At 64.0% G+C, this 24,779-nt stretch carries 22 protein-coding genes and 1 tRNA gene; 9 read left to right on the forward strand and 14 right to left on the reverse strand.

The genetic code is table 11. From position 1 onward, the window contains the following. Positions 1–9: 9 nt before the first annotated feature. Both VK792_RS02055 and VK792_RS02060 read left to right on the forward strand, forming a co-directional pair. Entirely contained in the window at positions 10–783 is a 774-nt protein-coding gene (locus tag VK792_RS02055) for a type III pantothenate kinase (protein WP_326295683.1), read from the forward strand. Positions 784–786: 3 nt separating this feature from the next. Next, complete coding sequence (locus tag VK792_RS02060) at positions 787–2,454, forward strand: ribonuclease J (protein ID WP_326295684.1); 1,668 nt, start codon at positions 787–789, stop codon at positions 2,452–2,454. Between the two features lie 185 nt (positions 2,455–2,639). Here the strand turns inward: VK792_RS02060 and VK792_RS02065 are convergent, their stop codons facing one another. Continuing rightward, the gene (locus VK792_RS02065) at positions 2,640–4,034 is read right to left on the reverse strand and encodes a DEAD/DEAH box helicase (protein WP_326295685.1); all 1,395 of its coding nucleotides are present in this window, start codon (positions 4,032–4,034) and stop codon (positions 2,640–2,642) included. Between the two features lie 178 nt (positions 4,035–4,212). Next, positions 4,213–5,922, reverse strand: a complete 1,710-nt coding sequence (locus VK792_RS02070) for a glycosyltransferase family 2 protein (protein ID WP_326295686.1) — start codon at positions 5,920–5,922, stop codon at positions 4,213–4,215. A 154-nt stretch (positions 5,923–6,076) separates the two neighbouring features. On the opposite strand from VK792_RS02070, the gene VK792_RS02075 reads away from it, so the two are divergent. Further along, positions 6,077–6,676 carry a biotin transporter BioY gene (locus tag VK792_RS02075; protein WP_326295687.1) on the forward strand — a complete coding sequence of 200 codons (600 nt, stop codon included), beginning with the start codon at positions 6,077–6,079 and terminating at the stop codon, positions 6,674–6,676. 74 nt (positions 6,677–6,750) lie between these two features. Next, entirely contained in the window at positions 6,751–7,278 is a 528-nt protein-coding gene (locus VK792_RS02080) for an NUDIX hydrolase (protein WP_326295688.1), read from the forward strand. A 269-nt stretch (positions 7,279–7,547) separates the two neighbouring features. On the opposite strand, the gene dddP is transcribed toward VK792_RS02080, so the two are convergent. Continuing rightward, positions 7,548–8,888, reverse strand: coding sequence for a dimethylsulfonioproprionate lyase DddP (dddP, locus tag VK792_RS02085; RefSeq protein WP_326295689.1), 1,341 nt, complete (start codon positions 8,886–8,888; stop codon positions 7,548–7,550). 169 nt (positions 8,889–9,057) lie between these two features. On the opposite strand from dddP, the gene VK792_RS02090 reads away from it, so the two are divergent. Next, positions 9,058–9,816, forward strand: coding sequence for a heme-dependent oxidative N-demethylase family protein (locus VK792_RS02090; protein WP_326295690.1), 759 nt, complete (start codon positions 9,058–9,060; stop codon positions 9,814–9,816). Here the strand turns inward: VK792_RS02090 and VK792_RS02095 are convergent. From VK792_RS02095 to VK792_RS02135, 9 genes are all read right to left on the reverse strand, one after another. Then, positions 9,785–10,654, reverse strand: coding sequence for a hypothetical protein (locus VK792_RS02095; protein ID WP_326295691.1), 870 nt, complete (start codon positions 10,652–10,654; stop codon positions 9,785–9,787). The two genes, VK792_RS02090 and VK792_RS02095, sit on opposite strands and share 32 nt — an antisense overlap. Positions 10,655–10,772: 118 nt before the next feature. After that, the gene (locus VK792_RS02100) at positions 10,773–11,420 is read right to left on the reverse strand and encodes a hypothetical protein (RefSeq protein ID WP_326295692.1); all 648 of its coding nucleotides are present in this window, start codon (positions 11,418–11,420) and stop codon (positions 10,773–10,775) included. Between the two features lie 118 nt (positions 11,421–11,538). Beyond that, positions 11,539–12,345 (reverse strand): lytic murein transglycosylase, encoded by an 807-nt coding sequence (locus VK792_RS02105; RefSeq protein WP_326295693.1) that lies wholly within the window; start codon positions 12,343–12,345, stop codon positions 11,539–11,541. A gap of 69 nt (positions 12,346–12,414) precedes the next feature. Beyond that, complete coding sequence (locus VK792_RS02110) at positions 12,415–14,007, reverse strand: hypothetical protein (RefSeq protein ID WP_326295694.1); 1,593 nt, start codon at positions 14,005–14,007, stop codon at positions 12,415–12,417. A gap of 163 nt (positions 14,008–14,170) precedes the next feature. Further along, positions 14,171–14,461, reverse strand: coding sequence for a hypothetical protein (locus VK792_RS02115; RefSeq protein ID WP_326295695.1), 291 nt, complete (start codon positions 14,459–14,461; stop codon positions 14,171–14,173). 116 nt (positions 14,462–14,577) lie between these two features. Further along, a complete protein-coding gene (locus tag VK792_RS02120) occupies positions 14,578–14,937 on the reverse strand; it encodes a hypothetical protein (RefSeq protein ID WP_326295696.1) in 360 nt (119 codons plus the stop codon). A gap of 109 nt (positions 14,938–15,046) precedes the next feature. Further along, positions 15,047–16,045 carry a hypothetical protein gene (locus VK792_RS02125; RefSeq protein WP_326295697.1) on the reverse strand — a complete coding sequence of 333 codons (999 nt, stop codon included), beginning with the start codon at positions 16,043–16,045 and terminating at the stop codon, positions 15,047–15,049. A gap of 94 nt (positions 16,046–16,139) precedes the next feature. Continuing rightward, positions 16,140–17,546 carry a type I glutamate--ammonia ligase gene (gene glnA / locus VK792_RS02130; RefSeq protein WP_326295698.1) on the reverse strand — a complete coding sequence of 469 codons (1,407 nt, stop codon included), beginning with the start codon at positions 17,544–17,546 and terminating at the stop codon, positions 16,140–16,142. A 99-nt stretch (positions 17,547–17,645) separates the two neighbouring features. Then, positions 17,646–17,984, reverse strand: coding sequence for a P-II family nitrogen regulator (locus tag VK792_RS02135; protein WP_326295699.1), 339 nt, complete (start codon positions 17,982–17,984; stop codon positions 17,646–17,648). 303 nt (positions 17,985–18,287) lie between these two features. On the opposite strand from VK792_RS02135, the gene VK792_RS02140 reads away from it, so the two are divergent. Beyond that, complete coding sequence (locus tag VK792_RS02140) at positions 18,288–18,839, forward strand: DUF2314 domain-containing protein (RefSeq protein WP_326295700.1); 552 nt, start codon at positions 18,288–18,290, stop codon at positions 18,837–18,839. Between the two features lie 51 nt (positions 18,840–18,890). After that, the gene (locus VK792_RS02145) at positions 18,891–20,498 is read left to right on the forward strand and encodes an NAD(P)H-hydrate dehydratase (RefSeq protein WP_326295701.1); all 1,608 of its coding nucleotides are present in this window, start codon (positions 18,891–18,893) and stop codon (positions 20,496–20,498) included. Here the strand turns inward: VK792_RS02145 and VK792_RS02150 are convergent. Further along, a complete protein-coding gene (locus tag VK792_RS02150; RefSeq protein ID WP_326295702.1) occupies positions 20,495–20,974 on the reverse strand; it encodes a Hint domain-containing protein in 480 nt (159 codons plus the stop codon). The genes VK792_RS02145 and VK792_RS02150 overlap by 4 nt on opposite strands. Before the next feature lie 156 nt (positions 20,975–21,130). Here VK792_RS02150 and VK792_RS02155 point away from each other — a divergent pair. Further along, positions 21,131–21,215, forward strand: a tRNA-Leu gene (locus tag VK792_RS02155). A gap of 278 nt (positions 21,216–21,493) precedes the next feature. On the opposite strand, the gene VK792_RS02160 is transcribed toward VK792_RS02155, so the two are convergent. Beyond that, positions 21,494–22,414: a hydrogen peroxide-inducible genes activator gene (locus tag VK792_RS02160; protein ID WP_326295703.1), complete on the reverse strand. Its 921-nt coding sequence runs from the start codon at positions 22,412–22,414 to the stop codon at positions 21,494–21,496. Between the two features lie 187 nt (positions 22,415–22,601). Here VK792_RS02160 and katG point away from each other — a divergent pair, with 187 nt between their 5' ends. After that, positions 22,602–24,773 (forward strand): catalase/peroxidase HPI, encoded by a 2,172-nt coding sequence (gene katG, locus VK792_RS02165; protein ID WP_326295704.1) that lies wholly within the window; start codon positions 22,602–22,604, stop codon positions 24,771–24,773. Positions 24,774–24,779: the final 6 nt, after the last annotated feature.

The raw sequence follows: 24,779 nt of genomic DNA on the forward strand, positions 1-24,779 counted from the left end.
GGGGCGTACATGCTTCTGTGCATCGACTGCGGCAACACCAATACCGTGTTTTCCATCTGGGACGGCACGCGGTTCCTGTGCACGCTGCGCACCTCGACCCATCACGCGCGCACGGCGGATGCCTATTTCACCTGGTATTCGACGCTGGTGAGCCATTACGGGATCGACGCCAAGATCACCGATGTCATCATCAGCTCGACCGTGCCGCGGGTGGTGTTCAACCTGCGCGTCTTTGCCGACCGGTTCTTTGGCTGCCGCCCGCTGGTGGTGGGCAAGCCGGAATGCGCCCTGCCGATCCCGCCACGGGTCGATGCGGGCACCACGGTGGGGCCGGATCGGCTGGTCAATGCGGCGGGGGCCTTTGATCGCCATGGCGGCGACCTGATCGTGGTCGATTTCGGCACCGCCACCACCTTCGACGTGGTGGCCGCGGACGGCGCTTATGTGGGCGGGGTCATCGCGCCGGGGGTGAACCTCAGCCTCGAGGCGCTGCACATGGGGGCCGCGGCGCTGCCGCATGTGGATATTTCCATGCCTGACAAGGTGATCGGCACCAACACGGTGCAATGCATCCAGTCGGGCATCTTCTGGGGCTATGTCGGGCTGGTGCAGGGCATCTGCGACCGCGTCCGGGCCGAATACGGCCGCCCGATGAAAACCATTGCAACCGGCGGGCTGGCGGCGCTGTTCCAGTCCAACGTCGACCTGTTCGACACCTTCGAAGACGATTTGACGATGCACGGTCTGACCGTGATTCACGATTACAACACGACACAAGGATAAGGCATGAGCAGCAAGCGTATCATCTACCTCCCGCTGGGGGGCGCCGGCGAGATCGGCATGAATTGCTATGTCTACGGCTATGGCGCGCCCGACAAGGAGCGGCTGATCGTCGTCGACCTGGGCGTGACCTTTCCCGACATGGACGGCACGCCGGGGGTGGACCTGATCATGCCCGACATCACCTGGCTGAAGGACCGCCGGGGCCAGATCGACGCGATCTTCATCACCCACGCGCACGAGGATCACATCGGCGCGGTGGGACATCTGTGGGAATCGCTGGGTGCGCCGATCTATGCCCGTGCCTTCACCGCCAACCTGGCCCGCCGCAAGATGGACGAACACGGGTACGGCCCCGAAACGGTGCGGACGGTCTCGGCCTGGCCGGAAACCGTGGCAGCTGGGCCGTTCACGGTGGGGTTCCTGCCGATCTCGCATTCGATCCCAGAATCGAGCGCGCTGGTCATCGACGTGGCCGGTGAACGGCTGATCCATACCGGCGACTTCAAGCTCGACCCGCAGCCGGTGGTGGGCGAGGCCTTCGATCCCGACCTCTGGGCCGAGGTGTCGAAACCGGGCGTGAAGGCGCTGATCTGCGATTCCACCAACGTGTTTTCCCCGGCCCCCGGCCGGTCAGAAGCAACGCTGTCCCAGCCGATCGAGGCGCTGGTCGCCGATGCCAAGGCCCTGGTCGTCGCCACCACGTTTGCCAGCAACGTCGCCCGTCTGAAAACCCTGGCCGAGGCCGGCGACCGCGCCGGGCGCTCGATCTGCCTGCTGGGCCGGGCCATGCGCCGCATGATCGAGGCGGCGGTGGAAACCGGCGTGCTGACGGGCTTTCCCAAGGTCATCGCCCCCGAAGATGTCGGTTCGCTGCCACGGGAAAACGTCATGCTGATCGTCACCGGCAGCCAGGGCGAACGCCGCGCCGCCAGCGCCCAGCTCAGCCGCGGCAAGTATAACGGCATCACCCTGAAAGAGGGCGACCTGTTCCTGTTCTCGTCGAAAACCATCCCGGGGAACGAAAAGGAAGTCATCCGCATCATGAACAACCTGTCGGAAATGGGCGTCGACGTGGTCGACGACAGCGGCGGGCTCTACCACGTCTCGGGCCATGCCAACCGGCCCGATCTCGAACAGCTGCAGGACATCGTGAACCCGCAGATCGTGGTGCCGATGCACGGCGAACATCGCCACCTGCGCGAACACACGCGGCTGGCGCAGAAAAAGGGCCGCGCCGGCGTGCTCGCCGTGAACGGCACGATGGTCGATCTCAGCGGCAACGCCCCGACGGTGGCGGGCTTCGTGGAAACCGGGCGCACCTATCTCGACGGCTCGGTACAGATCGGCGCGCTCGACGGCATCGTGCGCGACCGCATCCGCATGGCGCTGAATGGCCATGTCATCGTGACGGTCATCCTCGACGAAGAGGACGAACCGCTGGGCGATCCCTGGTGCGACATGATGGGCCTGGCCGAGGTCGGCCGCAGCCACGTCCCGCTCACCGACATCCTCGAGGAAGACCTCAGCCAGTTCATGGGCCGCGCCGGGGAAAAGACCCTGCGCGACGACGACAAGCTGGAAGAGGGCCTGAAACGCCTGGTGCGCAACAGTTGCCTGAACGAGATCGGCAAGAAACCCGAAGTCACCGTGGTGATCAGTCGCCTGGCCTGACACCGGACCAGCCCCGGCCGATTGACAAGAAAAGGGCCGCGCCATCCGCGCGGCCTTCCGCTTTCATCTTTCCGAAAATACTCCAGGGGTGAATTGGCCAAAGGCCAAGAGGGGGCAGCGCCCCCTCGCGATTTTTCGACGAAAAATCGCGCCGGTCGGATCGCGCAGGCGATCCGAAACAGCGGTCAGCTTGCCATGCGCTCTTCGAAGCTGCGGGCGATGAAATCGGGCATATGGTCGCCCATGCCGATCACCGTGTCATTGCCGCGACGGGCGTTGCGGCCCCGGTCGTCGCGCGGCTTGTCCTCGCGTGGCTCCGAACGGGTTTCGCTCCGCCGCGCGTCGGGCTTCGCCGGGCGGCTGCGGCGTTCGGGCTTGGCAGGTTCGGCGCGACTGTCGGCCGGCGCCGCCAGGTCTTCGGGGGCGCTGGATTTCAGCGGGTTCTCGACCCGCGGGATTTCTTTCTGGATCAGCTTTTCCACCGCGTCGAAGTATTTCTCGTCCTTCGGCACCACGATGGTGAACGCCTTGCCATCGCGCCCGGCGCGGCCGGTGCGGCCGATGCGGTGAACGTAATCCTCGGCATGGCTGGGCACGTCGTAATTGAACACATGGCTGACCGAGGGCACGTCCAGCCCGCGCGCCGCCACGTCCGAGGCGATCAGCAGCCGCAGCTTGCCTTCCCGGAACCCGTCCAGCGTGCGGGTCCGCTGGCTCTGGTCCAGGTCGCCGTGGATCGGCGCGGCGTCATAGCCGTATTTCGACAGCGATTTGGCAACGATATCGACATCGACCTTGCGGTTGCAAAAGATGATCGCGTTGGTGCACTTGTCGCCCTCGGCGTCGATCAGTTTGCGCAGAACCGTGCGCTTTTCACTGCCTTCGCGGTCGCGGCGGGTGGGTTTCACGAAAATCGCGCCCTGTTCGATGGTTTCCGACGCGGTCGCCTGGCGGGCCACTTCGATCCGCGCGGGGGCGGACAGGAAGGTGTTGGTGATCCGCTCGATTTCCGGCGCCATGGTGGCGCTGAAGAACAGCGTCTGGCGGGTAAAGGGCGTCAGGCTGAAGATACGCTCGATATCCGGGATGAACCCCATGTCGAGCATGCGGTCGGCTTCGTCCACCACCATGATCTGCACGCCGGTCAGCAAGAGCTTGCCGCGTTCGAAATGGTCCAGCAGACGTCCGGGGGTGGCAATCAGCACGTCAACGCCCTTGTCGATCAGCGCGTCCTGTTCCTTGAACGACACGCCGCCGATCAGCAGCGCCTTGGTCAGCTTCACATGCTTGGCATAGGTGTCAAAGTTTTCCGCCACCTGCGCCGCCAGTTCGCGGGTCGGGCACAGCACCAGCGACCGCGGCATCCGCGCGCGGGCGCGGCCACGGGCCAGCGCGGTGATCATCGGCAGGGTAAAGCTGGCCGTCTTGCCGGTCCCGGTCTGGGCGATGCCCAGAACATCCTTGCCTTCCAGCGCGGCGGGGATGGCCCCGGCCTGGATCGGGGTGGGTGTTTCATAGCCGGCTTCGGCGATGGCTTTCAGAACCTTCGGGTTGAGGTTCAGGTCAGAAAATTTGGTCATATGTATCCGTCATTTGCGGACACAACTCTCGGCCCGCACATCTGATGCCGGTCGGACCCCTATGGCCCTGGGAAACCCCAACTGGTGGACCGGCAGGGGCGCTATAGCCAAAATATATGTTTTCGTCAATGTAACGCCGGTCGCACCCCTGCGCTGCACCGGCAAAAGGGCAGAATTGTCACGGGGGGAAATGCCGGTCGCGCAGCGCGTCCAGGTTCAGCATGTAGCGGCGCAGCAGCCCTTCGGCCTCCAGCCGGTCGCACAGCGCGCGGCTGCCCAGGCAGACCTCGTCGTAGAAGGCGCGCAGGGCGGGTTCGCCGCCTTCGGCCTCGATGGTGGAGAACAGCACGTGGTGGCTGACCGCCTCGCCGGATTTGCTGTGCGGCCCCAGATCGGCGCGATAGGCGCCCTGCGTCAGGCGATAGCGGTAGGAGTCCAGGAACTGGTCCCATGTTGGCGCGTGCATGTGGCACAGGTCGATCTGCGACAGCGCGACTTCGCCGGGGTTGTCTTGCTTGGCCAGCGTCAGGTTGTGAATGCGAATGCGCAGCCCGGGTCGCCCGGTGCGGAAAAACAGCTTGCCCGCGACATGGCTGAGCATGCCCGCAGGCAGGTACCGACCCCATTTCGGATAGATGCGCGCCCCGGCCTCGGTCCGGGCCTGCGCGTCGATGTGAAAGGATTTGAACGCGGTTTCGCCCGGCGCAGTACCGTCGCCGGGGGCCAGCGATTCCACCGGACGGACGCGGGCGCAAAACGCCTCTGCCGGCAGCGCGGCCAGGGTGTCGGCAATCGGGGTGCCATCGCGCGGCATCAGGAATTCATCCACGTCGATATGGGTCAGCCAGTCCAGGTCCGGCCCTGACCGGTTGGCGTGCTGGGCATTGCGGGTCTGGCGGACCTGGTGCTTGTCGGGCCGTTCGCCGAACGCCTGCCAATAGCCGGCGTCACAGTTCGTCGCGGTGATTTGCGGATGGGTGTTCAGCGCCTCTGCCACGCCTTGCTGGGGATCGTCGAGATAGAGATAAAGATGCCCGGCCCCCTGTTCCAGGTGATGCGCGGCAAAACGTTCGATGGCGTCCAGCGGGGCCTTGATCGTGGTCACCACGCCCCAGCGCGCGCTGCGGCTGGCAGCGCGGGCGTGGCGCCGTTCCTTGCGGGTGCGCATCACGCGCAGGCGGCGGAACACCGTCCGGTCGTCGTGAATGGCCAGGTCGATCAGGTGATGCGCCAACGGGGCGATAACGGCGTCGCCTTCGGCCTCTTGCCACAGCCGCGCCAGCAGGTTCACATCCAGCCCGCCCGAGCTGAGCGAGAAATCGTCCATCTCCAGCGGCAGGGGACCCTGGGCCTTGTGACCCAGGGTGTGCGGCGTGTCGGAGGGCTGACCGGAATAAAGCCGCTCGGCCTCGTACAGTTTCATCGTGCCGAACAGCGCGGTCAGTGCCAGCCCGGTGCTGCGCTGCACCGGTGTCAGCCCGGCATCGCCGAAGGTGGTGGCCGACGACACCAGCCAGCGTGGATTGAGATGCGCCAGCAGGAACGCCCCCTGTTCGGCCCAAAGCCGGTGGAACAGCGCGGGCGCGTGTTCGGGCCAGGCCCGTTTGCGCAGGCAGGTGATCAACAGCCCGTTCAGGAAACACAGCTCCGGCTGGCCGGTAAATTCGCGGCGCAGGGCGCGGCGTTTCCAGGCATAGCTGGTTTTCGACGTGGTCTGTTCGCCGGCGTCGCTGTCGGGGTCTGCCACGATCTGGGCGGTCAGCGGTTCAAGGTCGATGTCGGGCGCGGGCAGCGCTTCGCCCGGGCCAAAGTCGATCGGATCGCGCCGGCCGTCCCATTGGGCCAGCACGGCCGAAATCCCGCCGGGGTAGGTGGGGCGCCTGCTCATGCCGCATGATTGGCGTGGCCCGCGGCAGGGTGCAAGGGCGATGTTAGCGCAAATGCCCCGTTGTCGCGGCCCCGGACCGCAGCAAAGCCTTGCGGCGGCGCAGCACATCGGGCAGAACACTCGACAAGTTTACGTCACGAGAGAGGATCACTCGATGAGCATTGCCGCAACCCGCATCGTTCTGGCCGAAGCTTTCGGCGCCAAGGAAGGCACCGCGCTGCGCCTGAAACAGGCCGCCCTTGTGGTCGCCGGTATTGCCGCGCTGGCGATTGCCGCCAAGATCCGCGTGCCGATGTGGCCGGTTCCGGTGACCATGCAGACCTTTGCCGTGCTGACCATCGGCGCCGCGTTCGGCCTGCGCCTGGGTCTTGTGACGCTGCTGGGCTACCTTGCGCTTGGGGCTGCCGGTGCGGCGGTGTTCACCGGTTCCTCGGCCGGCCTGGCTTACATGACTGGCCCGACCGGTGGCTACCTGCTGGGCTTTGCCGTCGCCGCGGGCCTGATGGGCATTCTGGCGCGGCGTGGCTGGGACCGGTCGTTTGGCGGTATGGTGGGGGCGATGCTGCTGGGCAATGCCACGATCTATGCGTTCGGCCTGGCCTGGATGAGCTATCTGTTTGCCGCCGACAAGGGCATGGCCTGGGTGCTGCAATATGGCATGGGCAACTTCCTGGCCGGTGACGCGCTGAAGCTGGCGCTGGCCGCGCTGGTGCTGCCCGCCGCATGGAAGCTGGTGGGCCGCGCGCGCGGCTGACGCTGCGGCGATTGCGGAACATTTCGGGGCAAGGCCGCAGGGCCTTGCCCCTTTTCTTTCGACCGGGGGAAAAGATGCAGGTTGACGGGATCGGGGCGTTTGCCCCGCGCGATGCGCGCGACGCAGAGGTCTGGCACCGGATCGCGGGGTTTGTCGCGGCCGAGCCGCGCGCGTTCAGCCGCGATCCGCGCATCGGCGGCCATGTCACCGGATCGGCCTTCATCCTGTCGCCCGACGGTACATCGGCGCTGCTGACCCATCACCGCAAGCTCGACATGTGGATCCAGCTGGGCGGGCATTGCGACGGGATCGCCGATGCCCGTTTCGTGGCGCTGAAAGAAGCCTATGAGGAAAGCGGGCTGGCGCGGCTGCGACTGGTGTCGGATGCGGTGTTCGACGTGGACATTCACGAAATCCCGGCCAACCCGAAGGACCCCGCGCATCTGCATTACGACGTGCGGTTCCTGATGCGGGCCGAAGCGGGAAAGATTGCCGTGTCTCAGGAATCCAACGACCTGGCCTGGGTGCCGCTGACCCGGATCGAGGATTTCAGCCGCGAGCCGTCGCTGCTGCGGATGCGGGATCGCGTTCTGGCGGGTTGACGCACCTTCACCCCGCGAACGGGCGGGGCCCGGCGGGGGAAGGCGGATATGGCGCCATACCAAGGGTGGTCTTTCTGTCCGGCAGGTCGGGGCGTCACCCCCGGGAAGCTCTGCTGGGCGCGCGGCGCAGATCCCGCGCGATGGCGGGTTCCGGTGCCAAGGTTGAAAGCGGGCGTGGGGTGTCAGGCCAGCGCCCGGACGGATCCGATGTCCCGCACGATGCGGGCAGACGGGTTAAGACCGGCTGAGCCGGGCGCGCGTTGCGCGCCTCAGCCCCCCATCAGCGCGGCATCGAACGGATAGCGCGTCAGGTTCTCGAACCCGGTTTCGGTGATCAAGACCTGATCTTCCAGCTTGATCGAGAAATCGCCGCCCTCGGGGCTGACCAGCGCCTCGACGCACAGCACCATGCCGGGTTCCAGCGCATAGTCATAGGCGCCCGGCACCGCACGCTCGGGGTAGGCCACCAAAGGCCATTCGTCACACAGGCCGACGCCGTGCATCAGGCAGCCGTATTTCTGTTTCTGGAACTGCGCGTCCAGAACGTGGGTGCCCGCGCTCAGTTCCGGGATGGTCACGCCGGGGCGCAGCATCTGCATGTTGGTCATGATATGCTCGTGCGCGTGCTGCATGGCATAGACCATGTCGGGGCGCGGCCGGGCGTCGCCGATCCACCAGGTGCGGCTGATGTCGACACAGATGCCATAGCTGCCGATCAGGTCGGTGTCGAAGGCGAGGATCTCGTTGTTTTGTACGATCCGGCCGCCACATTCCTGAAACCACGGGTTGGTGCGCGGGCCAGACGTCAGCAGCCGGGTTTCGATCCATTCGCCGCCACGGCGGATGTTTTCCGCGTGCAGAACCGCCCAGACGTCGTCTTCGCTGACGGTGCCGGTCGGCCCCATCTCGCGGGCGAAGCGTTCCATTTCCGCCACCGCGACTTCGCAGGCGTGGGACGCGCAGCGCATGGCCTTGATTTCATCGGGGCCTTTGACGGCGCGGGCTTTCTCGGTGACTTCTTCGCCTTCCAGGATCTGCAGGCCCTGCGCTTCCAGCGCGCGCAGCCCGTGCAGCATGATCTTGTCCACCGCAAGGCGCGTGTTGCCGGGGGCGTGTTCGTGCAGCAGGCGGCGAACCTCGTTGGCGAACACGTCGGCGGCCACATCCACCTTGTCGCCGCGATCGAAATAGAACAGGTCCGCACCGGACCGCTGTTCGCGCACCAGCGGGTTGAATTCCGACAGGAAGGGCGAATTCTTGTAGTCCCAGATCACCATGTAGCCATCGGCACACAGCAACACCGCCCGGAACGGGTTGTGGGTGTTCCAAAGCTGCATGTTGGTGCTGTCGGTGGCATAGCGGATGTTGAGCGGGTCGAACATCAGCAGCCCGGCATAGTCGCGGTCGACGACGTGGCGGGTCAGCCTGTCCCAGCGATAGCGGCGCATCTCTTGCAGATCGGGCAGGGCCAGCCCGGCGGCGGCCCATTCGTCATAGGTCAGCTGCGTCGGCCCGATTTCCACCCGATTCTGGTCGTTGGGAGTGTTGTCGCCGGTCAGTGCCCCTTTGGTCGGGTCGATCTTGCGGGTGTCGCGGAAATGTCGGTTCATGGGCTCCCCCCTGTTTGCGTCAGTCTGCGGGCGGGGTGGGGCTGTGGCGAACAGGTTTGCGACCTGACAGGCGTCGGTTTTGCGACTTTGGCGGGCGGTGCGCGAAAACCTTGGCCCACGCGCGGCTTTGGGGGTTTTGCGCATCCCGCGGCGTGGGTATCAAGCAGGCATGATCCTGCAATCCGTGCTGCCCTACGACGTTCTGACACCCCGCCCGCTGCCGGGGATCGCCCCCACCGCCATGGCGGAATGGTTGATGGTGGACGATGCCTATGCCGCGCAGATGGCGCATCGTGCGGCGCTTTTGCGCGACCGGCGGGACGCGGTGTTCGTGCAGGACCCAAGCGCCGGCACGGCCGCCGCGGAACTGCTGGAAACCGTGCTGGACTGGTTGCCAACAGGGTTTTCGAGGCAAGGAGATCGGGTGACGCGGCCGGACGGGGTCTCGGTTGTCGTGGACTGGAATGCGCCGCTCTGGACGCTGGCGCACCTGGTGCAAGAGGATCTGTGCATCCTGCAAAAACCCGACGGATCAGACGAACACGTCCTGACGGCGGCAGCGCTCTGCTTTCCGGCAAGCTGGCGGCTGGCCGAGAAATTCATGCGCCCGCTGACCACGATCCACGTGCCGGTGAAAGACTATGACAGCGATCTGGCCCGGCGCGTGCAGCGCCTGTTTGATGCGATCCGCCCGGGCCGTCCGCTGTGGCGGTTCAATGCGCTGTGGTACGACGACCCGGAACTGTACCAGCCGCGGTCTGCGGTCGAATCACGCAAGCTGACCGACAAGGACAAAGCGCCTTATTTCCGGTCGGAACGTCAGTGCCTGGTGCGCTTGCCACGCAGCGGGGCGGTGGTGTTTTCCATCCACACGTTCGTGCTGCGGGCCGACGCGATCAGGGCACCAGCGGGTCCGGCTGCAGGGTGACGATTTCTGTGGTGGTCGCCATCGCCGGGTCCGCGCTGAAGGTCGCCTCGACCCATCCCGATGTCATGATGCCCAGCACCATGCCCGCCGCAACGCGCCAAGCAGAGCCATAGCTGACACCGAAAGGCAGGGTTGGCAGATGCTGCGGCAGGTTGGCCGCGAAATCCTGCAACCGCTTGCCCAGTCTGGGCTTCGGACGCGGTGTGGTTGCCTTGCGCGCCGCCACCCGTTGCGGGGCGACATGGCCCAGGCCGGTGGCGTTGATCTGTGCCCGGGCAGTGGTGGCCTGACGGAACAGCCGTGCAGCGGTTTCGCCGACCACCGCCTGTGTCTGGTGGGTGCTGTGCCGGTCGGGACGCAGGAACCGGGTTGCGTCGTCGATCGGCATCAACGCATCGGTCTTGCCCCAGTAAAGCGCGACCGGCGTGACTTTGGCCAAGGTGCCAAGGGCACTGTTCAGGATGCGTTTTGCGGCCTCGGTCGCGGTTCCTTTCACGACGCTGGTGATCGACAGATGCAGATAGCAGCCGTGCCCGGCAACAGCCGCGCGCAGATCGTGCGCCGCGTCGCTGTCATCAAGCGCCGATGTCTGCGCTTCGATCAGGTCCGCCGGACATTGTGCCGCGCGCAGCATGGCCGATCCGTGCAGCCCTGCGCCCTGAAATTCGATGTATTTGCCGGGGATGTGCCGCAGGATGTGCAACTTGCCCCGGTGCAGCACAGCATCGCTGCGCAGCCCCTGTATCAGGCGCGCCATATGCGCGCCGTTTGCCCCGTATTCCGGCATCGTCGCCAGATAGAGCGTTGCTTCGATCGAGTCGGTAGATTGCACACCCATCGTCGCCACTCCGTTTCTTTTCCCTAACCAGTTTAAACTTGCGAGAGAATTGTGGCGGAATTTTCACCCATTGAGGACGTTTTGCAGGTGTTTGTGCAGCCCTGAGTTGTTTTTTTGACTAGAAGAATGCACCGTACACGGGCGGCAAGAGGTCCCGATGCTCGAGCAGCGCGAAAAGTCCAGCCAGGCACAGCGCCTGGGTGACGCGGCGCAGGTTCTGGCCGCGAAGCCCGCCATAGACATAAAGGGCGGCCCCCAGCGGCGGCGAAACCGTGGCCACCATCCCGGTCATCATCCAGCTTGCGGCGGTCAGGCGGCGGTGCGCGGCGTCGGTCAGATCGGGGCCGGTCTGTTCCGGGGCGGCGCCGCCAAAGTCGGGCTGAAGGCTGAACGCGGAAAATTCTTGCCGGTCCAGCAAGTGTTTTCCGTCCGACCAGTATATGAAATCGGCCTCGCAGTCGCGCAGCGCAAAGGCCACGATGCGGCGCAACAGCCTGCGGGCTTCGCGACCGGGGCAAGCGGTATCCTGTGCAAACAGGTCGATGCGGATCGACGGGCCGAAATCGTCTGAAATCTCGGCCGTGACGCGCACGGCATATTTTTCCCCGGCGATGACAGAGTGATCGTCGGAAAGCGCTGCCTGCCGATCCTTGTCGCTGTCGAGTTCATCAAGCGCGCGCTTGACCGCGGGCCAATAGAGCGGCGCATCAAAGTCGAGAAGGTCGGGCAGAACCAGGACTGCCGAAAGGTAGCTGTCGCGTTGCATTTTTGTTAACTATTTTAGCTGTAACGATTTTTTCCCAACGTTTTAGGAAAAAATTGCGGTCAAAATGCGGCGCAGGGCGAGGGGCGACGGGCCTTTCGGCCCGCCAGTCACAGTGTTTTTATCGGTCGATCCGTTCGGCGCTGAGCGCGATCGCCTGCTGGTAGACGGTGGCTGCGTTCCATTCGTTCAGAACGCGAAAGTTGGCCGTACCTTCGCCATAGGGCTGGCCCGGCTGCCAGCCTTTCGCGCGCAGGAAATTTGCGGTCGATGCCAGCGCGTCCGGCCAATAGTAGAAGTCGACCGCGCCGTCGCCATTTCCGTCGGCCCCGTATTTCATCGCGTTGCCGGGCAGGAACTGGGTGTGACCCAGCTCGCCGTGAAAGGCGCCAAGCTGGCTGGGCGACAACATGCCGCGATCCACCATTTGCAGCGCGGCGATGGCGTGGGGGATGAAGAATTCAGACCGGCGGCAGTCATAGGCGACGGTCGTGATGGACGAGATCACCGGCTCTGATCCCATGAACTTGCCAAACCCGGTTTCCATGCCGTGAATGGCCAGCAAGATCCCCGACGGCACACCATAGCGCTGTTCGACGGCGGCAAAGAACTTGGGGTTGGCGGCCTTGCGCTTGCGGGCCTGCGAGGCGAAGCCGTCGTGCGAGCCCAATCGGATGCGGATAAAATCGTTCAGGGCGTATTTCACGCCCTTCTGGTTGCGATCCGCCGAGATTGTCTTGGTGGAGTATCGGGCCTGCGCAAGGGCGTTCAGGCCACGTTGACCAACGCCGTTGTTTTTGGCCAGCTGCGCAAAGTCGCGCTTCCAGACATCAAACCCGCTGCTGGTATTGCCGCATTGCAGCGCGAATGCCGGCATCGAGAAAAGCGAAACTGCCGCGGTCAGAACTGCGGCGCGAAAAAACGACATTCGAAGGCCTCCGGATCGAAACTGATCCGACTATGGCCCGCAAACCCGTTATGCGTAAACAGAAATCTGTCAGTTCTGACCCGGCAGTTTCGGCCCGGCGTTGACCGACAGGCTGGACGGCTTGGACGCCGAGGTGGAGGCAAGCTCCACCCCTTCGCCAATGAATTTCGGGGCCATGGTGACACCAGCGGCGACCACCAGGAAGACCGCGACGATGCCGCTGACGGCGCGCAGATGCATCCCGCGCAGCAGCGACGACTTGGGCTGTGCCTCTTCGGCCTGCGCCTTCTGCACCAGGCCCGCGGCCACGTCCACCGTGTGGTGGCTCAGGACATTGGCCTGAAGCGACGGCTTGAGGCTGGCTGCGGTCGGCGCAGCGCCGCGTGCCGCCGGCGTTGCGGATTTCAGCGCGGCGCCCAGGGTTGCACCCTGCGGTGCCTTGGCGGCATTGCGCCAACCGGCGGCCGGGGCCTCTTGTGCCGGGGCCGGGGCGGGTGCTTCGGCGGCTTCGGTGGGTTCGGCAGCCGGTGCAGCCTGTTCCGGGGCGGCTTCGGCTACCGGGGCGGGCTGCTGCATCGGAACCACGTTCTGCGGCATCGGTTGCGGCTGGGCCACCATCGGCTGATGCATGAACATCGGCTGCTGCGGCTGGGCATACGGCTGCTGCACCATCGGCTGCTGCATGTGGTGGGGCGCATAGTACTGCTGGCCCTGTGCCGGGTCTGTGGCTGCGATCGGCTGCGGTGCCGCCGCGGGCTGCGCGGTCATCTGCGGAGCGGGCTGCGCCATCGGGGCGGCCATGTACTGCGGCGCCACGGCATAGCGGTGCGGCTGGCTTTGGGTGATGACGATCCGGCCCTGCGCATCCTGTGCATCGGGCATTTCGTGACGCAGGTACAGCGTCGGGAAGCCGGGGGTTTCCATTGCCGCGCCGTGTTCGAGCATCAGGCGACCGTCGACCTTCTGGCTCATCAGCCACATGGCAATGCCCATCGCTTCGGGGAAAGGCAGGGCCGAGGGTTCCATCACCAGGGTCCGGCCAACGAACAGCTCGGAATGCTCAAGGCGGACACCGGTCTGTTCAAGGCCGTTGGCGGCGTTGGCAAAGATCGGTTCGGGACGTACCACCAGCGGCAGCGGGAACAGCATGTCGCTGGCTTCCAGCACTTCGTCAGGGGTAAAGATCATGTCGGACTGGCCCCAGTGGACCAGTTCGGGCACGTCATGTGCAACCAGCGTTTGCACGATGGCGTTCAGTGCTGCCAGCTTGCGGTCCAGTGGGTAGGACGGGCTTTCCTGGTGCTTGCCCATGCGGGACATCCAGGCCCGGATTTCCGGGGTGACGTGCATCGGGCCATCGCCGACGGTGACGCTGACGTGCATCTTGTGTGCGCTCAGCGCGTCGGAATAGTCAAAGCTTTTGGCGGCCAGGATCGGCGCGCTCAGCGCGGCGTTCAGTACGCCAGCGTCGACCTTGGCCCCGACCACCGAGATGATCGCGTGATAGTTCGGGTTGGTCAGAAGGATATGGGTATCACCTGCGGCGGGGCTGTGTGCCAGCGCCATGTCTTCGATGCCCATCCAGTCGTTGACGCAAGCCACCAACGCGCCGAAGTCGACCGGCCGCAGCGTGCGATAAAGAAGAGTTGCCTGTACGTCCATTGCCTTCAAGCCCCTATGGTTGCGTGACGTTGGACACAGGGATAGGCGGCGAATAGGGCAAATTTCGGGCTGATTTTTCACAAAATGTGATCATTGCGTGGCAATCCGGGTTTTCCTCCAGGGATTGTCACGCAATTGGAAACCAAAGCCGCGAAATCGCGCGTCAGTGCGAATAGGCGCCACGCGGGGCGCCATGCGACTCGAGCTGTGCCATCAACGACTTGGTGTTGCTGGTAAAGGCAGCATTGGCAGTATCTTTCAGATCTTCGACCAAAGAGAAGGCGCAGAAGACGGCGATGCAGGCCGGTGCCCCTACTTGCAGAATAACATTGGCGCGAAACATCGCGACCAGGTGATCGGTAACGTGATCGGTCTGTTTTGAAGATCTTTCGCGAGGCCTGTAGGCGCTTTTTCCAAGCGGTCCCATTTCGGCAAGCGCTACTTTATTGACCATCGGTCCGTTCCATCCCAGGTGCCCCGGGGATCAGCAATGGCGGTGAAAAGTGTCTAGAATGTGCAATGAATTTGAAAAACCCGAGACCAGGAAATTTTCTTGCGATGCCCGGATGTTCAGTCGTGGAACGTGGGTTTTTGCACGGCGTCGAGCGCGGGGCCCGCGTTCGATTCAAGCTGTTCGGTGATTTCGCTTGTCCTTGCGGCGATTTCGGCCATTATCCGGTTGGTTGCGTTGAAGGCAAGGTAGTGTCCGGTCCAGCCCGCAAGCGCCGCGGGCACAAGGATTCGCAGCGCCAGGTTGGTGCGGAACATCGTGCGCAGGTATGAGGTCTGGGCGTCCATCGCGTTGCCCTGGCGTTGCTGTGCGACGGTATCGGGCTTCCATCCGGAAAAGCGCGCACCGGGCCCGGCCTGCGCTTCGACCGCCGCGGGTTGCCGAAGCGGCGTGCTGCGAATGTCGACTTGTTTTGCCATTGCGCCACCCCCTTCGGTTTGCTGTTTTCGCAGCTTTCTCGCTAAGGGGGTAAAATGGTCAATTTAGGATGCCACAATGGCGATACCGGGGCAGGGCGGGCGACCTTGCCTAGTCTTGAGCGATCCGGTTGAGCCAATAGACCGCAAGACCGATGTTGGCGACGATGGTCAGACCAAGAAAAACGGTCGCCGTCGCCGCGCGCAACAGGCCCTCTTGCAGGAGCAGGGCCGAGGTTTTCGCGGTGATCCAGGCAAACCCTTTCGCGCCGCTGTCCTCTGGCACCTGATACAAAGTGAGCAAGATCGTTCCGGCGATCAGCAGACCGGCGATGAGCAACTTGATCGCCAACCGGTACCCGTTGCGGCTTGGGGTCAACGCAAGGCTGGCAACGGTCACCATGAAGGCCGCAGGTGGTACGAGCCAGAAATGCGCGCCTTCGAAATAGGCGGTCAGTTTCGGGGTCAGCGCGACGACCGTCACCAGGTTGCCGATCACGGCAACGATGCGGACAATGCTTCCCAGCTTGCCAGTCCCCGGTCGGGTGCGCAGCCAAGCCCCCAGAAACGTCGCGGTAAAGGGAAGGGACAGGAGAAAGCCAAGGGTCAGCGCGGTAATGCCCGCCGCTAACGACACCAACAAGGACCAGCCGGCCAGAAGCAGTTCGGCCATGCCCGTTCCCGATGCCGGGTTGCCGTCTGGCTCGGGCCTCTGTGTCGGCCCCGCCGCCGTTTCCCGGCTTGCGATCTTGCGGGCCAGCGCCTCTGCGATCCGGTCGACCTCGGACGGGGACAGAGAGGGGGCGCGGGATTGGGATTGGTTCGCGGTGTCGGCGACGTACCCCATGTCCGCTTTGCGTGTATCCTGACCTTGTGGCACAGACCCCGACGCGAACGCGATCCAGACAACAGCGGCAGCAACCGCCAGGCCCAGCACAACGCTTGCAGCCGCCAGCAGCCAGACCTGTCGGTTGACAGATTTCCGAACCGTTTCAAGGGCGTGGTGAAGCGTGTTGTCAAATTGGGCGGACTGATTGTCGTGCAGTGACTTCATCGCCGCAAGAATGCGCCGGTCCTGTGACAGCAAATGGTTTTTCTGTTTGACGTGCATGTCATCGCCGGGTTCGCGGTGTCTTGTACAACTCAAGCATGAAAAAAGGCGCCCCGGCAAGGGGCGCCTTTCGTGCCGTGATCGGGTGGGCCGATCAGCAGCTATAGTACATTGCGAATTCGACCGGGTGCGGGGTGGTTTCGTATTCCAGCACCTCTTCCATCTTCAGCTCGATATAGCCGTCGATCTGGTCCTTGGTGAACACGTCGCCGGCCAGCAGGTATTCATAGTCGGCTTCCAGTTCCTGGATGGCTTCGCGCAGCGAGCCGCAGACGGTCGGAATGCCGGCCAGCTCTTCCGCGGGCAGGTCGTACAGGTTCTTGTCCATGGCTTCGCCCGGATCGATCTTGTTGGTGATCCCGTCAAGGCCGGCCATCAGCAGGGCGGCAAAGCACAGATAGGGGTTCGACGCCGGATCGGGGAAGCGCGCTTCGACGCGCTTGGCCTTGGGCGATTCAGTCCACGGAATTCGAACGCAGCCAGAGCGGTTGCGGGCCGAGTAGGCGCGCAGAACGGGTGCTTCGAACCCCGGGACCAGACGCTTGTAGCTGTTGGTCGACGGGTTGGTGAAGGCGTTCAGCGATTTCGCATGCTTCAGGATACCACCGATGAAGTACAGGGCTTCCTGCGACAGGTCGGCGTATTTGTCGCCGGCAAACAGCGGCTTGCCGTCTTTCCAGATCGACATGTTCACGTGCATGCCCGAACCGTTGTCACCCTTGATCGGCTTCGGCATGAAGGTGGCCGAGCGGCCGTAGGCCTGTGCGACGTTTTGGATGACGTACTTGTACTTCTGAAGTTCGTCCGCCTGCTTGGTCAGCGACCCGAAAACCAGACCCAGTTCGTGCTGGCTGGTCGCCACTTCGTGGTGGTGCTTGTCGACCTTCATGCCGATGCGCTTCATGGTCGACAGCATTTCGGAACGGATGTCCTGGCCGTCGTCCGACGGGTTCACCGGGAAATAACCGCCCTTGTAGCCCGGACGGTGGCCAAGGTTGCCCATTTCGAACGCGGTGTCGGTGTTCCAGGCGGCGTGGTCGGCATCGACTTCGGCTGCGATCTTGTTCGGGGATACGGCGATGCGCACGTCGTCGAACAGGAAGAATTCGGCTTCGGGCCCGAAGTAGGACACGTCGCCAATCCCCGAGGACTTCAGGTAGGCTTCGGCCTTCTGTGCGGTGCCGCGCGGGTCGCGCTCATAGGCTTCGCCGGTGTCGGGTTCGACAACCGAACAGTGAATGCACAGGGTCTTTTCGGCATAGAAGGGGTCGATGTAGACGCTTTCGGTGTCGGGCATCAGCTTCATGTCGGAGTTTTCAATCGACTTCCAGCCCGCAATCGAGGACCCGTCGAACATGAACCCTTCGTCGAGGAAATCCTCGTCGACCAGGTCGGACATGACGGTGACGTGCTGCAGCTTGCCGCGCGGATCCGTGAACCGGATGTCGACATAGGCGACATCTTCGTCGGCAATAAGCTTGAGAACTGCTTCCTTGCTCATTCTCTTTCTTCCCTTTCTGTCTTTCGTGATCTCGACCCGGCGGAGTGTGCCGGTCCGTTCTGGGATATCTGGCGCGTGCCCCGGGGCCCGCGCCGGGGATCAGATGGCGTCCGAACCGCTTTCGCCGGTCCGGATGCGGATGGCCTGTTCGACCGGGCTGACAAAAATCTTGCCGTCGCCGATCTTGTCGGTCTTGGCGGCGTCGATGATCGCCTCGATGGCGCCATCGACCTGATCGTCGTCCAGCACGACTTCGATTTTCACCTTGGGCAGGAAATCAACCACATATTCCGCGCCGCGGTACAGCTCGGTATGGCCTTTCTGACGGCCAAAGCCCTTGACCTCGATGACGCTCAGCCCCTGGATGCCTGCTTCTTGCAGAGCCTCTTTCACCTCGTCCAGCTTGAATGGCTTGATGATGGCTTCGATTTTTTTCATGCCCTGTCTCCTCGCAGTATTCAATGGTGGCTCAGATCACGCCGCATGACGCGCTGCAACAGATGCGCCCATGAAAAGCGAACTGGCAAGAACGATTCACCGAGGTGGTGGTAAAAAATAATCGCAGCGATCAAAATTTGTGCGTTCTGCAAAAAGCAGGGCACAATTGCCCCGGGGACAGGGCGATGACGGGCGATCGTCACAGTAATAACGGGACGTCGCCCAACTCCTGCCTTTGATCACGACAATCCTCGCAAAGGTTGTGCTTTGCACACGTACATTGCTGGCAAGGAGACAAGAACAATGGCTCTGGGACTGATTATCGGCCGCCCGCTGGTGTGGGGCGGCCTGGCAGGTGCGGTACTGGTTCTGGATTCGGCGGGGTTGCTGGATACGATGATGGCACAAGCCAGCCTGATCGGCGGCACGTCGCAGGCGACGTCGCAGGAAGGCATGGAGCAGGATGTGACTGTCGCCCGTGACAAGGCGCGCGAATACCTGCCGCGCTATCTGGCGCAGGCGGTGCGGCAGCCCGCGCAGTGGGAAACCCAGGCGGTGCTGGTCGAACTGAGCGCCAATGGGGCCACCGAGCAGCTTTGGATCGAAGACTTCAAGCCGACCGAAGGTGAAGGCTTTGCCGGCACCCTGACCAACGATGCGCAAATGCTGCCCGATCTGGCAGCGGGCGCGCGGGTCGAGTTTTCCATGGGCCAGATCGTTGACTGGGCCTATGTCGAAAAGGGTGTCGGGTTCGGCTATTTCACCGTCCATGCCAGCCTGCCGTACATGCCCGCTGCCCAGGCCGCAGTGGCGCGCAATTTCCTGGCTGATCGCCCGTTGCCGTCGGGCTGGTAAGGCGCCGGACCCACGGCTAGGGTAGGGTGGCAACCGTTGGGAAATGCCGCCATGTCAGAGCTTTTGACCGCAGCACAGATGCGCGCGCTGGAACAGCGCGCGATGGCGTCGGGCGATGTCACCGGGGCAGAACTGATGAGCCGCGCCGGGGAAGGCGTGGTGGCTGCGATTTTCGAAACATGGCCGGATCTTCAGCAGGGCGCGCGCCGCGCCGTGGTGCTGTGCGGACCAGGCAACAACGGCGGCGATGGTTACGTCATCGCCCGGGTGCTGGCAGAGCGGGGCTGGACGGTGTCCGCCTTTGTCCTGGGCGATCCTTCGAAACTGCCCCCCGATGCGCGGGCCAATCACGACCTTTGGCTGACCTGTGCCCCTTTTGCCGACGTAAAGCCGATCGACACCCTGTCGCGCACCGATTGCGTCGCGGCCGATCTGCTGATCGACGCGCTGTTCGGGACCGGGTTGAACCGGGCGCTTGACAACGATCTGCATGCGGCACTTTGGCAGGCGCTGGACGGCGATACGCCGGTTGTCGACCGCGTGGTCGCGGTCGATGTGCCATCGGGGCTGTGCGCCGACAGCGGTCGCTTGCTGGGCCGGGACGGGTTGCGGACAAGCAGCAGTTGGGACGATGGGGCAGGGTCCTTGGGCACTGGCCACGCGCTTGCTGCCGATCTGACGGTCACCTTCCACGCGCCCCGTCTGGGTCATGTGCTGCAAGACGGTCCGCGTCTTTGTGGCCGGGTGGTGGTGAAGGATATCGGGTTGCCCGACCTTTCGCGTTCCGATCTTGTTTATGCGCGGCTTGTTGCGGCACCGGTGCACGTCGCCCGAAAAGGCTGTTTCGCGCACAAGTTCGACCACGGTCATGCCGTGGTCCTGTCCGGTGGGGCGGGGCGCAGCGGGGCGGCCCGATTGTCCGCCCGCGCGGCGCTGCGCATCGGGGCTGGTCTGGTGACGCTGGCGGTGCCGCCCGCCGCCGCAACAGAGGTCGCCAGCCAGATCACGGCCGAAATGCTGCGCGTCGTCCCGGATGCCGATGCGTTGTTCGACCTGCTTGGGGATGACCGGATCACAGCCCTGTGCCTGGGTCCGGGGCTGGGTTTGGGCCGGGAAGCCGCGGCGCTGGTCCGGCGCACCCTGTCCGAAAACCGCGGCACGGTTCTGGATGCTGATGCGCTGACGCTCTTGGCCCGGATGGACGATGCCTGGCGGCTGCTGCACCGCCGTTGCGTTCTGACACCGCATGGCGGCGAATTCGCGCGCCTGTTTCCCGATATCGCAGAGAGTCTGGCCGCCCGCCCGCAGACCGGCCCGGCAATGTCCCGCGTTGATGCCGTGCGGGCCGCCGCCCGACGGGCAGGATGTACCGTTTTGCTAAAAGGCCCCGATACGGTGATCGCCGGCCCCGATGGGGGTGTGGCGGTCCACGACGCCAGCCATGACCGCGCCGCACCGTGGTTGGCCACGGCCGGGGCCGGCGATGTTCTTGCCGGGGTGATCACGGGGCTGTTGGCGCGGGGAATGACCCCGTTCAAGGCGGCGAAGGCAGGGGTTTGGGTGCACACAGAGGCGGCTCGGAGCTTTGGTCCAGGGCTGGTGGCCACAGACCTGCCTGACGCGATCCCGCGGGTCCTGCGCGAACTGGCTGAGGGTTAGACGCGGCTGGCGGTCAGGTGTGGCAGGCCGGCCGCGACCTCGACCCCGTCGACGTACAGGATATGCGGCGCATCGAACACCAGCCCAAGCACGTCAACCGTTTGCGGACCAAGCGCGCGGATATGGGTCCCGTCTACAATCCGCGCGGCGGGCACCAGAACCTGTGCCGCACCGAACAGCGCCTTGGCGCGCCAGTCGCGCAGCAGGATCGGGCAGCTTGCCAATAGCGTGGCAGGCCCCTCTGGCCGGGCATTGCCAAGACTTCCGGGCGCAACCGAAACGCAGTCCGCCTCCAGCCGCAAGCTGCGAATAGCGCGCAGCGTCGCCATGCCCGCATCCCGCGTCACGATCCTGTCCCCGGGATTGAGGTATTCCACCGGCAGCGCGCCGTCCGAAGTATAGACCGTGGTGCCCGCAACCAGTGCACGATCCATGCCATCCGGCCCGCGCGGCCGCAAAGTGCCCGTCTGTGCCATCTTCTGTCCTGTGGTCTTGTCTGCTCTTTTTCGTCGAGCATAGGCAACAGAGGCTTAACCGGCCAGTGTTTTCTGCCCGACCGGTGCCGCGCGCGACGTGGAAGATTTTTCCACTCGCATCCGCTGCACGCCTTTGCTAGAGAACGCCGCATCTGTGCGGGTGTGGCGAAATTGGTAGACGCACCAGATTTAGGTTCTGGCGCCGCAAGGCGTGGGGGTTCAAGTCCCTCCACCCGCACCATCGGTTCCTCTGACATTTTTCAATTTCGATTGTTTGCCGGACGCGGGGCGAGGCTCTTCCTCCGATCTGTCCGCATTCGGGCGGTTTTCGACCCCTTGCGCAATGTCCGGGGCGGGTGATTGCCCTGAAACCTTTGCCAGGTTGTCGAGCCTGGCCTCCTGGGGAAAGATGCTGGACTGACTCGCCCCTGCGGTGCGGTGCGGATTTTGTCACAGTGCCGGAAGGGCGCGGTGCCGCCGCACCTTGGCCAACATGCGCGGGGTGGGATGTCTGGCGCCCTAGGCTGCGGTGGCCGTCGCGCCGGTCCGGTTCGGGGCACAGCAATCGCGCAGGATTTCGGCCAGTTGTCGCAACTGCGGGTCAAGCGGGCTGCTTTTGCGCCAGATCAGCCCGATCGTTCGGCTGGGTTGCGTGTCGGTGAACCGCGAGACAGACACGGCGGCGGCGTTGCTTTCGACGTCGACCGCCATTTCCGGGATCAGGGTCACGCCAATGCCCGCGCCGACCATCTGCACCAGCGTCGACAGCGAGCTGCCGTCCAGACCGTCACGGGGCAGCGTGGCCTGCATCTGGCAAAATGACAGCGCCTGGTCGCGGAAGCAGTGGCCTTCTTCCAGCAAAAGCAGGCGCATGGTGCGCAGTTCCTCGGCGCTGGGAATGGGTTGATCAGCATCGGCCCTGGGCCGGACCAGCACGAAGTTTTCGGCAAACAAAGGCGTTTCGACAAGCGCGGTTTCCGAGACGGGGAGCGCGACAATCGCGGTATCCAACTGCCCATCCAACAATTCGCACATCAGCCGGTCGGTCAGCGTTTCGCGCACCTGAAGGTCAATGCCGGGGTATTCCCGCCCCAGCCGTGCGATGATCCGGGGCAGAAGATAGGGCGCGATGGTGGGAATTACTCCCAACCGCAGCCGCCCGGCCAACCCGCTGCGCGCGGCGCGGGCAAGATCGCCCAGTTCGTCGACATCGCGCAGGATGGATCGGACCCGGGTGACAAACGCGTCTCCGATCCCGGTCAGGCGGACCTGACGGGCATTGCGTTCGAACAGGGGGGCGCCCAGTGTTGTTTCCAACTCTTTGATCTGGACGGAAAGTGCGGGCTGCGACACGGCGCAGGCGGCGGCGGCCTGCCCGAAATGGCCGTGACGGGCGACCGCATCGAAATAGCGAAGCTGGCGCAGCGTGATGTTGTTCATAATCTCTGATTATCACAGTGATGCGAAAATGCAATTTTTATAAATCAAAAAAAGACGCTACTGTTGCCCCAAGCCGGGAAAACCGGCCCCGGTGCGGCAGAGAGGGCCGTACCCGAACAGTGAGTTCAAAGCAGGGGGCGCAGGCGCAAGGCCACGCCCGAAGAACCGACAAAACTGGAGGGAGACCATGGACGGAAACGATATCGCAGCCGGCAAATGCCCGGTGATGCATGGCGCAAATACGTCGCTGAACACCACGGTGATGGATTGGTGGCCAAGCGCGCTGAACCTTGACATCCTGCACCAGCATGACACCAAGACCAACCCGATGGACCCGGACTTCGACTATGGCGAAGCGGTGAAGGGCCTGGATTTCGAAGCGGTCAAGGCGGACGTGAAGGCGCTGATGACCGACAGTCAGGACTGGTGGCCGGCGGATTGGGGCCACTACGGCGGCTTGATGATCCGTTTGGCGTGGCATTCGGCCGGGTCGTATCGCCTGGCTGACGGGCGCGGCGGCGGCGGTGCGGGCAACATTCGCTTCGCTCCCCTGAACAGCTGGCCCGATAACGGCAACCTCGACAAGGCGCGCCGCCTGTTGTGGCCGGTGAAGAAGAAATACGGCAACAAGCTCAGCTGGGCCGACCTGATCCTGCTTGCGGGCACCATGGCGTATGAGTCGATGGGGCTGAAGACCTTTGGCTTTGCCTTCGGCCGCACGGACATCTGGCACCCGGAAAAGGACACCTACTGGGGCGCGGAACGCGAATGGCTGGCGCCATCTGACACCCGCTATGGCGATGTATCCAAGCCCGAAACGATGGAAAACCCGCTGGCTGCCGTGCAGATGGGCCTGATTTACGTCAACCCCGAAGGCGTGAACGGCAATCCCGACCCGCTGGCAACCGGGGCGCAGGTGCGGGAAACCTTTGCCCGGATGGCGATGAACGACGAGGAAACCGCGGCGCTGACCGCGGGCGGCCACACTGTCGGCAAGGCCCACGGCAATGGCGATGCGGCCGCACTTGGGGCAGAGCCGGAAGGCGCGCCGCTTGAAAACCAGGGCCTGGGCTGGATGAACCCGCACATGGACGGCAAGGCGACCAACGCCGTGACGTCTGGTGTCGAAGGAGCCTGGACGACCAACCCAACCAAGTGGGACATGGGCTATTTCGACCTGCTGTTCGGTTATGACTGGGAACTGACCAAGTCGCCCGCCGGGGCCAACCAGTGGCGCCCGATCGACATCAAGGAAGAAGACATGCCGGTCGACGCGACCGACCCGACCAAGCGTGTCATGCCGATGATGACGGATGCCGACATGGCGATGAAAGTGGATCCGATCTATCGCGAGATCTGCGAAAAATTCATCGCTGACCCGGCCTATTTTGACGATTGCTTTGCCCGCGCTTGGTTCAAGCTGACCCACCGCGACATGGGGCCGAACACGCGCTATGTCGGCCCCGATGCCCCGACCGAGGTTCTGGTCTGGCAAGACCCGGTTCCGGCCGGCAGCACCGGCTATGATGTCGATGCGGTCAAGGCCGACATCGCCGCCGCGGGCCTGAGCGTGGCCGACATGGTCGCAACCGCCTGGGACAGTGCCCGGACCTTCCGCCAGTCGGATTACCGTGGCGGTGCCAATGGTGCGCGTATCCGGCTGGCCCCGCAGAAGGACTGGGACGGCAACGAGCCTGCCCGCCTGGCCAAGGTTCTGGCGGCGCTGGAACCGATCGCGGCCAAGCATGGCGCAAGCGTCGCGGACGTGATCGTACTGGCGGGCAACGTGGGCGTGGAACAGGCGATCAAGGCCGCCGGGTTCGACGTGGCGGTTCCCTTCGCCCCCGGTCGTGGCGATGCCACCGACGAGATGACCGATGCCGCGTCGTTCGACGTGCTCGAGCCGCTCGCCGACGGCTATCGCAACTGGGTCAAGAAGGACTATGCCGTCACGCCGGAAGAGCTGATGCTGGATCGTACGCAGCTTATGGGGCTGACCGCGCGCGAAATGACCGTTCTGATCGGCGGGATGCGCGTGATGGGAACCAACCATGGCGGCACGGCGCATGGCGTCTTTACCGACACCGTTGGCGCGCTGACCACGGATTTCTTCGTTACCCTGACGGACATGGCCTACAAGTGGGTCCCGATGGGCGATGGCACCTATGAAATCCGGGACCGCAAGACCGGCGCGGCAAAGTTCACTGCGACCCGTGTGGATCTGGTGTTCGGTTCGAACTCGATCCTGCGCGCCTATGCCGAGGTTTATGCCCAGGACGACAACAAGGAGAAGTTCGTCAAGGACTTCGTTGCCGCCTGGACCAAGGTGATGACCGCCGACCGCTATGACCTTGCGTAAGGCCGG

Source organism: Mesobacterium hydrothermale (assembly GCF_035818635.1).
Lineage (GTDB): Bacteria > Pseudomonadota > Alphaproteobacteria > Rhodobacterales > Rhodobacteraceae > Mesobacterium_A > Mesobacterium_A hydrothermale.

Coding starts and splice junctions, on each gene's coding strand:
- VK792_RS02080 (WP_326295688.1), top strand. CDS start 6,751: ATGCAGGTTGACGGGATCGGGGCGTTTGCCCCGCGCGATGCGCGCGAC.
- VK792_RS02140 (WP_326295700.1), top strand. CDS start 18,288: ATGGCTCTGGGACTGATTATCGGCCGCCCGCTGGTGTGGGGCGGCCTG.
- VK792_RS02120 (WP_326295696.1), bottom strand. CDS start 14,937: ATGGCAAAACAAGTCGACATTCGCAGCACGCCGCTTCGGCAACCCGCG.
- glnA (WP_326295698.1), bottom strand. CDS start 17,546: ATGAGCAAGGAAGCAGTTCTCAAGCTTATTGCCGACGAAGATGTCGCC.
- dddP (WP_326295689.1), bottom strand. CDS start 8,888: ATGAACCGACATTTCCGCGACACCCGCAAGATCGACCCGACCAAAGGG.
- VK792_RS02065 (WP_326295685.1), bottom strand. CDS start 4,034: ATGACCAAATTTTCTGACCTGAACCTCAACCCGAAGGTTCTGAAAGCC.
- VK792_RS02150 (WP_326295702.1), bottom strand. CDS start 20,974: ATGGCACAGACGGGCACTTTGCGGCCGCGCGGGCCGGATGGCATGGAT.
- katG (WP_326295704.1), top strand. CDS start 22,602: ATGGACGGAAACGATATCGCAGCCGGCAAATGCCCGGTGATGCATGGC.
- VK792_RS02160 (WP_326295703.1), bottom strand. CDS start 22,414: ATGAACAACATCACGCTGCGCCAGCTTCGCTATTTCGATGCGGTCGCC.
- VK792_RS02125 (WP_326295697.1), bottom strand. CDS start 16,045: ATGCACGTCAAACAGAAAAACCATTTGCTGTCACAGGACCGGCGCATT.
- VK792_RS02070 (WP_326295686.1), bottom strand. CDS start 5,922: ATGAGCAGGCGCCCCACCTACCCCGGCGGGATTTCGGCCGTGCTGGCC.
- VK792_RS02100 (WP_326295692.1), bottom strand. CDS start 11,420: ATGCAACGCGACAGCTACCTTTCGGCAGTCCTGGTTCTGCCCGACCTT.
- VK792_RS02105 (WP_326295693.1), bottom strand. CDS start 12,345: ATGTCGTTTTTTCGCGCCGCAGTTCTGACCGCGGCAGTTTCGCTTTTC.
- VK792_RS02110 (WP_326295694.1), bottom strand. CDS start 14,007: ATGGACGTACAGGCAACTCTTCTTTATCGCACGCTGCGGCCGGTCGAC.
- VK792_RS02055 (WP_326295683.1), top strand. CDS start 10: ATGCTTCTGTGCATCGACTGCGGCAACACCAATACCGTGTTTTCCATC.
- VK792_RS02060 (WP_326295684.1), top strand. CDS start 787: ATGAGCAGCAAGCGTATCATCTACCTCCCGCTGGGGGGCGCCGGCGAG.
- VK792_RS02145 (WP_326295701.1), top strand. CDS start 18,891: ATGTCAGAGCTTTTGACCGCAGCACAGATGCGCGCGCTGGAACAGCGC.
- VK792_RS02135 (WP_326295699.1), bottom strand. CDS start 17,984: ATGAAAAAAATCGAAGCCATCATCAAGCCATTCAAGCTGGACGAGGTG.
- VK792_RS02115 (WP_326295695.1), bottom strand. CDS start 14,461: ATGGTCAATAAAGTAGCGCTTGCCGAAATGGGACCGCTTGGAAAAAGC.
- VK792_RS02090 (WP_326295690.1), top strand. CDS start 9,058: ATGATCCTGCAATCCGTGCTGCCCTACGACGTTCTGACACCCCGCCCG.
- VK792_RS02075 (WP_326295687.1), top strand. CDS start 6,077: ATGAGCATTGCCGCAACCCGCATCGTTCTGGCCGAAGCTTTCGGCGCC.
- VK792_RS02095 (WP_326295691.1), bottom strand. CDS start 10,654: ATGGGTGTGCAATCTACCGACTCGATCGAAGCAACGCTCTATCTGGCG.